This window comes from Bacillus cereus group sp. RP43 (assembly GCF_040459645.1).
GTDB classification, from domain to species: Bacteria; Bacillota; Bacilli; order Bacillales; family Bacillaceae_G; genus Bacillus_A; species Bacillus_A mycoides_C.
This window is the reverse complement of the sequence record NZ_JARVHQ010000003.1, coordinates 231,124-240,330: the sequence shown is the minus strand read 5'-3', so window position 1 is coordinate 240,330 and position 9,207 is coordinate 231,124. Positions and strand designations below refer to the sequence as shown.

The following is a 9,207-nucleotide window of genomic DNA, read 5'->3' as shown; positions in this document are numbered from 1 at the left end:
AAGAAAGACAACTTAAATATGTTCATGAGGATAGTATTGATACAGTAAAAAAAATAAAACATTATTATTCAGAGTCAAAGAAAAAGCACGAAATTGTAGTGCTTTTAGATATGGATCCCACTGTTATTCGTAATGTTTATGCTGAAGAGATTGATGACGATGATGAGCAAAAAGAAACATCGCTAGTTAAAGCACAACAGGTAAATACAGACTTGATTGAGGCTTTGACAGAAAAAATCACTGAGGAAGTTACAGCTAAAGTGACCGCCGAATTAACAAAGCAAAATATGGAATTCTTCGCTGCTGTAGCTAAACAAAGTCAGGACAATTTCGATAGAATTAATAAACGTCTAGAGGAACGTGACGAAAAACTAATGAGCACTATACGATTAATTCAAGAACAAAAAAGTGCAAATGCTCAGAAACAAGAAAATACTGAACAAAAAGGCGGATTTTTCTCTAAGTTTTTCGGGAAAAAATAAAAGAGACTATCATTTTGATAGTCTCTTTTATTTTCTAAATCCTTAGGACACTTAGTATCTTTACTGAGACTAAATTCATTAATAAATAACATGATTAATTCAAAGTTATTATGTTAATTCTGTATATATTTATGTAAAATCATAATATATAGAATTAAAATATATTTACAGGAGTTGATACATATGTGGAAAAAGATTAATAATTATAAATATCACCTAAAAGATTTATAATTCATGATTTGGCTATTTCCCGCTATTGGCTTGTTATATGCTTATGAATTCTTCTCTGGTATAATGTTCGACCAGGAGTTTCGTTGGCTCAAATTATTATGCACGATCATAATGATTCTAGCATTTATGGATATTAGAAAGAAACTTAGAAACAAAGACTATAGAACAACGTGATGCAAATGGAATCCTTATGGGTTCCTTTTTCTTTACAAAATAAAAAAGTAACAAATTCGCTACTTTTATTTCTTCCAATCTTTGAAATTGGCATACTTCATATATTCTTTTTTAACTACTTCTTTATACCATTTATTCTTACTTTCAGGTCTAGAAGGTTTTTTGTTATATTCATTAATATCTCCGTCTACATTAAGCCATTGTGGATTTTCATAAGCATATTTGTAGATGAATTGTCTAGCTTCTTTTAGTGAACTAAATTCTCCTAAATGTAACTTTGGTTTAGCGGTTCTATATCCATATACAAAATAAGTTGTACCATGTTCCCCTATAGTTTCAAAAAATGGTTTTGGTATCAAATCAATTCTTCTCATTTAAACATCCCCTTTATAATAACCATAGGTTTATTATACAAATTAAGTACTATTAAACTATTGTTCTGCCAATCAATTTACGTTAGTTCTCAGAACAATAGTTTAATAAACCTGTTTAATTACTACAACTGTATGCTTTGCTGTTTATTCGAGAGTTAATTTTGTAACTAAAAACCCTATGATTGACTCTCAACCACTCAATCACTGGTCGTTCACTTTTTAAAATACAAACAAAAACTATGTAAGTGACTGGCGATTAATTGACTGATTAGAACTATATTTAATATAATGAAACCATTCACTCAATCACCACTCAATCTATCGAGAAAAACTAAGTGTGTTGTTATTAAGTGACCGGTGATTAGGTGAGTGACTCTTTTTAATTAGAGGTGAAATGGCGTCGAAATCAAGGTGGTGTGTTGATTGAGCGACAGTTGATTAGGTGAGTGTCGTGAAAATAATTGGATTTTAAACCATATTTAGTTAGTTTTTGATTGAGAGGCGATCATGTAGATGTTTAATGTGCAGATTTTCGTTCGTGTTAAGTTCACCAGGTTGTTACTTTTGAAAATCAGCTTGCAACCATGAAAAAAACTATATATGATGTAGTTACTTTAATGATTTTATATTTTTTTAGATATAGATTTATTAATAATAGAACGTTTATATAATATGAAAATAAAATATAATAAAGCGAAAAAAGGTTCATCAGCCCAATGAAATAGCGCCAACTATCTCATTGTGGTTCACCGCGAATCGCTGAAACTCTAAATCTTTTTCTAGAGCGCGGTAAACAAAGCTTCTAAACCTTTTTTGATTTGCATGAAATTATAAGATAATTTTACTGTATCTTATGTATTTGTGCAACTTAAAAAGGGGATTTCTTGCGTATTTTTAGGCATTGTTTACCGTGGTTATACATGTATTGCTTTTTTAAAGAGTAGTATTTTTGTATACGTGGTATGACAGTGCCTTTTTTGTGCTCTTTTGAAAGGAGTTAGCAACATTATGAATACGCAAATGGCTTTTTCCCAGCAGAACTTTAAGGTTCATGGGGTTAAGTTTTTCGATGGATTATTAAACATCGTGAAACTAGAAAATGAACGAAAAGAATTACCATCTTCAGCTTTAGCTACTTATATCTTGCTTCACTTTGAATGTAATGATATTGGAATGCTACCACGTGAATTTCAAATCATGGATCTTACTAAGAACAGTGGGATTCCCTACACAACAATTTATACGGGGTTTCAAGTTTGCTTGGAGCGTAAGCTCGTAAAAGAGACACCTGTTGGAAATCGTACTGTATATGAGGTTGTAGATTATGCCTTGTATAACCATACTGCTGCAGAAACTACAAAAACTACAGATATATCACTATCATATTTCCGAATTCCATTTCATCTTATTCAAACAACTATACTTAGTAGTCTTGTAAAGGCTCGTGATAACAGAGGGATTATGTTCCTATTAGAATTAATAAATACTTTTTCGAGAAAAATTGGTATGGAGCATTATAAGCACCAGATTCAAGAGTTCGAGATTACAAGAAGAATGGCTTTTTTAAAGGATAAATTGAATCGTAATGCAAAGAAGGTACGACAATACATAGAAATTTTAAAACCAATTGTGCAATTTACAGCAATTGATTCTAAAGAAAAGAAGTCTAGCGACTCTCGCATAGCGCGTGTTAGAAAACAGGTGAAACAAGTCATCATTGAAAAGTTCAATGTGGTGTTTTCTTCAAACTGCGTAATTGAGAATGATAAAAAAGATTTACATAGGCCGGTAGCGAAATGCAGAAAGGAAGCAGTATCTCGTTTGAAATATATGGGACAATCATTACGAAAGAAAGATCGTGAAAATATGATGATTGCATTTAAACAGGAAATTGTGGACATTGCTGCATACATGCCAACAAAGGAAAAACAAAACGAATTACTGATTACCGCAATGACTTATGCATTAGATCAGGTTGAAAATTATACGAAAGAGCAAGAAATATTCTCTATTCCTGCATTTATGCGAGTACAATTTAGAGAATCCTGGACTGATTTTACGGAAAAAAGCTTGTCTGTAGAAGAAAGGCACGATGTAATGATGAATTATTATAATCAAAATGGTGCCTATCCAGACTTTATAAAATCTTAAAAAATATAGTAAGCAGCAGCCCTTGTTAAAAAATCACATAAAAGCAAGGGTTATTTGACATGTTCTTTAATTTGAGGACATGTTTTTTTGTTAAGGAAATGTCTTTATCGGCGCTTTTACGTAAATATATAAACAATTTATGCTGCTTTTGGATACGATTCATTTTGTTTATAATTCGATTCAATACTTGTGATTATCTTAATACTATATATTAAAACCTGTGAATTCTTAGTAATATGATATTTAGCTTCTTAATTTGTGTTTTTTATGATTCATTACTTGTATATAATGGGGATATTACGATATGTAATTAGGTTTATTATAAAAGAACGTATGGTATATAAGGATTCATAAGCACTTGTATTTTCTCTTTATATTTAATAATTGAGTTTAGTTATATATGATTCTTGTATTATTTATATAAAATACTTGTATATATTTTTATTTGAAATATTGTTTTCTTTAGATTAGATACATAAAAAATTAGAAAAATATAAGTGAATATATTATCATTAGGTTTTTCTGAAACTGTTGACTTTTAAAATTCACAGATGTATTCTTATACATGAATAACAATTTAGTAAGAGAGATATACAAATTAATAGATTCATTCTTTAGCTAAACGGACACACCGAAGGCATGTAACCTGCCATCGGTGTGTCTTTTTTTATGTATTAATAACATTTGAAAGGGAGAAATCAGAACTATGAATGAAATTATAAGCATGAGTAAAGAGAGATTTGCAAAGTATTGTGAGGATAATTCAGCGTTTGAAGAAAGTATTAGTCGTATCATTAATCATTACTTTTTATTGTTAGGTAACAAAGCTAATATCCTACAAGAAAGGGAGTTTAATAACGAAGTTGAAGAAAAGAAATTTAAGAACAATGTAAAGCGCTTTGAAACTCTATTCCCAGCAGCAGCCAAGAATGCATTTTTAAAAGGATATCAACTATGCCTTGAGTTTGTACATCATCCTGAAACCCACATTCCAGAGGAGCTATATACTGATTCGAATCTTATTAAAGATATTCCTTTTGCTTTAGTAAATGCATCTGAGTTTGAATTATTTGAAATCATTCGAACAGATGAAACACAGGAATTTAGTGTGTTTGCAATACGAACATTTGAGGGGATTCGTCCATTACTAGAACAAGTATTTTGCGAAATTGCATTTGCTGGCGCTGAATGTGCGTTTGAACACGAACGATTGGAAAAAGGATTGGAACTAGTGAATGGGGATACCACTACTTTAACTAAAGTTCCTGTAGATCGTCTTTTTGTAATTACGCCTTCAGTAAATGGAGTTGTTGTGCATGCGGAAGAACATTGTGAGATTTGGAATCTAACTTGGAATAGCGGAGTAACGATAGACAATCCTTTCGTTGAGCTTGCAGAGGTTACATTTATTCATCAAACAAGAGATATGATTCAAAAAAGCATTGAAGATGGTGTTTTATACTACAGAATTCTTTATCTCGATACACCATTAAATGAAATTCAAGATCGACTGGAAATACGAATAAAACTTAATTCTGATTTTGAGGCACCACGAACATTGGAACAAGTTGAAGTGGAGTATATTCTGAATGAGATTTTTGGGAAGATTCATCAACAGGCGCAAATTCCAATTGAAAACATGATTTTAATCCAACGCTAAAAGTTAAAGGAGGTCTACCATGGTCAAAAAAATTGTATTAGCCATCAGTGATACTGTATATACGGCATATTTACGAGAAGATTTTGTTGGCGCGGGATTTGAAGTGGCTGATAGTGATGTGATGCATATTAAATATCTAGATGAAATTCTAGATACGGAACAACCCGAGATTCTATGTATTAATGACAAACGATTAAATATTGATGCGGGCCAGGAAGATAAACGTGAATTGATTATCTTACAGAAGTTAAGGGATATACGTTTTAATCGAGATATTCGTATTGTAGTTTTTACAGAACGTGAAAATGATGATGAGTTTTTGGCGAAACTGATTTATCTAGGTATCTATGACATTTTTAACTCTCGTAGAATTGATATTGATAATAAAGTCATCCCGCAGTTGCTACAGGATTCGGATATTAAGAATGTAGCCGAGATTGTTGGAGCAAGTCAGGCACCGCAACAAACGAAATTACCGGACATTCCTGCTGAGGAAGAAGAGGAAGTGCCAAGTGACTTAGAGGAAGGAAGCAATGATGAACCTTCCTCTAAGTCAAAAATATTTAAAAACAAACAAAAACGTAAGTCTGTACAAGAGGAAACGGTAAAAGCACCAATAATTAAAAAGCAATATAAATTATCGTTTGAACCTGTATATGAGAAGCAGATTGGTATAGCAATTCCAAGGAAAACAATTGTTGTGGCCAGTATGAATAGGAGAAGTGGAGCTACTTTTGTTTCACATCTCCTAGCTGCCTATTTGAATGAACTACAGATTGATGTGAACTATATAGAGAATCTATACGATGAGGGATATACGTATCCACTATTAAAGGGCTACACAGAAGCACCAGAAAATTATCGCAGCGAGTTCATGTTACAGCGCTATAAAGAGATGTTACAGAAGGAATCCGATATATTATCGATTCCAAAGTGGAAGCAAGGAAAAATAAACTTTATCGTAAAGAATCCTATTGTAGACCAAGAATTAAAAAATGAAACAGAGCAGGACTTTGACCATTTTATTAAAGTCTTATTGGGGAACCAAGAAGCACCTATTTCTATTATTGATGCAGGGAATGATTGGGACAAAGATTTATACCATGAGATATGCGAAATGGCTGATTACATATTCTTTGTAGCGGAGCCAGATCTTCATCAAATGTTAAAGATAGCACACCCTCTTACGCAAAAAGAAAGAAAGTTAGTTTCCTACTTAGCATTAGACAAAACAAAAGTAATTGGGAATAAATTTTCATCATCATTGTTAAAACACGAGGTAGTGGAAGAATGTTTAGGACAGAAGTTATTAGCAGCTATACCACCTTATGGGATTGAGGATGTATTTGAAGCACAGTTGAATAGTAGTACGTTACTATCAAGTCGTAACTATTATAGAGAGTTAGAAGGAATAATGAAGAAGATAGCAGAGTTATTACTACCAAACGAATTGCTGAACCAGAAGAAAAGCTCTATATTAAGTGGATTTCGTTTCCGAAAGACCGAAAATTAAGAAGGGATGATAAAAAATGCAAAAATTTATTGTAGCTGCAAGTACGTTGCTATTATTTGTTGGATGCCTTTTCTTTGTTACGGATATGGTGATTGGGGATACAACACATACTGATAATAAATCGTCTTTAGAAAGAGGGGGCGAGATAGCTCTATCTAAGGCTGTAAAAGTAGGTACTCTCCGTGCAGAGGAAGAGATAGCAGTTGACCGAGAAGTAGCAGAAAAAGAATTTGAAAAAGCATATAACAGTAATGCAGATTTTAAAGATCCTGCTTCAAAACGTGACTTTTCTGTTCATGTTGTACAGGAAAAACCAGCAATGATCGCTGTTGAAGGTGATGCAGAAGCTGCTAGTTATTTTAAGCAATTTGATGAAAAAAAAGAAACGATAAAGAGTAAAGCAAGAAGTATTATTATCTACGATGCGAATGCAAAAGAAAAACAAATTGGTGGGAACGTAAAATAATAGAAAAAGAGTAGGTGTATAAAGAATGCAAAATACAGTAACTACAGCTCTATTCCTTACACTTTCTCTATTATTAATTAGTCTTCTACCTGAAGGTGTATTGTATGGGATTCAGTTGGTGAAAGCACATAACTTTGCTTCTGATATGGTAGAAAGCGCAGAGAATAAGGGTGGATTTCAATATGATAACAATGGGAAAAGGGTTGATTTAATCCCTGGAATAGAGAAAAGAATGAAAGAAGAAAAGATGGATGGCTGGAAGTATGAGTATACGAAGGGTCGCATAGAGCATGGTCAGCCACTCTCTTTCAAGGTAAATGCAGAACACCATTTCTTCATATTTAAGCTAATTGGAGTAGAAGGTGTAAAGGCTCCGATATGGGCAAGCAAGGATGGAATGGGACAAGTATATTTTAAATAATGAAAGTGAGGTCTATAAGATTCTTGCTATAAAAGACTATGCTGAAAAGTATAGTTTTTTTGCTAGAAAAATATATTTAAAAATAAATATATAGAAATACTTTACAAGCCTATTTCTATATGGTAATATTTTCCATATAGAGCAGCGGTTATAAAAAAGGTTAATCAAATAATTAATATGTTAAAACATCTAGATTTTATGTTTAATTTAGGTACAATAAAAGAATCTATAAAAAAACTAATATATTTGGAGGAACAAACAATGGCAAACAAATTCTTAAAAACAGCAACAGCACTAACAATTATGGGAACATCACTTTTAGGGGCAGGAGCATTTACAGTGAAAGCAGCTGATAACACAGATTCATTAAAGTTCAATGATGTTCCAGCAAATCACTGGTCTACTAAAGCAATCTATGATTTAGCAAACCGTAAAGTAGTAGCAGGATACGGAAATGGACAGTTTGGTTTTGGTGACAATGTAACTCGTGGACAAGTTGCTCGTATGATTTATGCATATGTAAAACCAGCGGATGCAGATGCTAGTTTCAAAAATCCATTTACTGATATTAAAGGACACATGTTCGAAAAAGAAATCTTAGCACTTGCTAAAGCGGGTATTATTAATGGATATGATAATGGGAAATTTGGTCCGGATGATATTTTAACTCGTGAACAAATGGCACAGGTAATTACAAATGCATTTAAGTTAAAAGCAACTACAAAAACATCATTCACAGACGTTGATAAAAACTCTTGGGCATATAATGCAATTAATGCATTAGAGGAAAATGGTGTTACAGCTGGTACAGGAAGTAATAAGTATTCTCCACAAATGCACGTAACTCGTGAACAATACAGTCAGTTCCTATATAACTCTATTAATGTAATCGAAAAAGAAACAAAACCTGAAACGAAACCAGAAGAAAAACCAGAAGTGAAGCCAGACCCGAAACCTGAAACGAAACCAGAAGAAAAACCAGAAGTGAAGCCAGACCCGAAACCTGAAACGAAACCAGAAGAAAAACCAGAAGTGAAGCCAGACCCGAAACCTGAAACAAAACCAGAAGAAAAACCAGAAGTGAAGCCAGATCCAAAACCTGAAACAAAACCAGAAGAAAAACCAGAAGAAAAACCAGAAACAATATTACCAGTAGAAATAGATAAGCAACTAGTTGCAGGAGATGTAGAATACAATAAAGTAGCAATGGATAATACTCCGATGGCGAAAAAATCTATTTCTTCTGAAGCACAAAGTGTGCTTAACTCTGTAAATAATAAGTATGGCACAGAATTAAAGTATTCTGATTTAAGTGGGACTATTAGTCTAGTGGATAAAAACATGTATTTACCTGCTGGTTCTTTAAAATCTCAATTTTATGTTGATGCAATAGATGAAGATAATTTTGAAATTGTATTCTTATATAATAATAAGGCAACAGTAGAATTAGCTAAAAGATGGGTGGCTTTATTAAATCCTGCGTTAAATTTAGATAAAGAGATTCAAGAAACAGTAGATGCGCAAGTTATCAATAATTATGTGAAAGAGAACCATAGAGTTCGTGTAGGGCATTCTACTGCTGATAAAATGATGTATGTTCAAGTAAAGAAAAGATAACATCATTGAATTTAAATATATTGTTTGTTATGATATATTTAAATGAATATATGAATTTAAAATTTACGTGAAGGACACACCTTACGTACCATTCCAACGGTACAGGTGTGTCCTTTTT

The 9,207-nt window shown here is 32.5% G+C and carries 8 protein-coding genes; 7 read left to right on the top strand and 1 reads right to left on the bottom strand.

The features are described from left to right. On the top strand, window positions 1-482 hold a 482-nt coding region (locus tag QCI75_RS30080; protein WP_353762169.1), incomplete at its 5' end, for a DUF3967 domain-containing protein. Between the two features lie 470 nt (window positions 483-952). Here QCI75_RS30080 and QCI75_RS30075 read toward each other — a convergent pair. After that, a complete protein-coding gene (locus QCI75_RS30075; protein ID WP_353762168.1) occupies window positions 953-1,261 on the bottom strand; it encodes a hypothetical protein in 309 nt (102 codons plus the stop codon). 1,008 nt (window positions 1,262-2,269) lie between these two features. Between QCI75_RS30075 and QCI75_RS30070 the strand changes: the two genes are divergently transcribed. The 6 genes from QCI75_RS30070 (at window position 2,270) to QCI75_RS30045 (ending at window position 9,089) form a co-directional block, all read left to right on the top strand. Then, window positions 2,270-3,412: a hypothetical protein gene (locus QCI75_RS30070; protein WP_353762167.1), complete on the top strand. Its 1,143-nt coding sequence runs from the start codon at window positions 2,270-2,272 to the stop codon at window positions 3,410-3,412. Between the two features lie 706 nt (window positions 3,413-4,118). Beyond that, complete coding sequence (locus QCI75_RS30065) at window positions 4,119-5,072, top strand: hypothetical protein (protein WP_353762166.1); 954 nt, start codon at window positions 4,119-4,121, stop codon at window positions 5,070-5,072. Window positions 5,073-5,091: 19 nt separating this feature from the next. Further along, a complete protein-coding gene (locus QCI75_RS30060) occupies window positions 5,092-6,585 on the top strand; it encodes a CpaE/TadZ family protein (RefSeq protein ID WP_353762165.1) in 1,494 nt (497 codons plus the stop codon). Window positions 6,586-6,601: 16 nt separating this feature from the next. Continuing rightward, the gene (locus QCI75_RS30055) at window positions 6,602-7,051 is read left to right on the top strand and encodes a hypothetical protein (protein WP_002069464.1); all 450 of its coding nucleotides are present in this window, start codon (window positions 6,602-6,604) and stop codon (window positions 7,049-7,051) included. Between the two features lie 25 nt (window positions 7,052-7,076). Then, window positions 7,077-7,472 (top strand): DUF4320 family protein, encoded by a 396-nt coding sequence (locus QCI75_RS30050; RefSeq protein ID WP_002169981.1) that lies wholly within the window; start codon window positions 7,077-7,079, stop codon window positions 7,470-7,472. Window positions 7,473-7,670: 198 nt separating this feature from the next. Then, window positions 7,671-9,089, top strand: a complete 1,419-nt coding sequence (locus QCI75_RS30045; protein WP_483299492.1) for an S-layer homology domain-containing protein — start codon at window positions 7,671-7,673, stop codon at window positions 9,087-9,089. Window positions 9,090-9,207 lie beyond the last annotated feature (118 nt).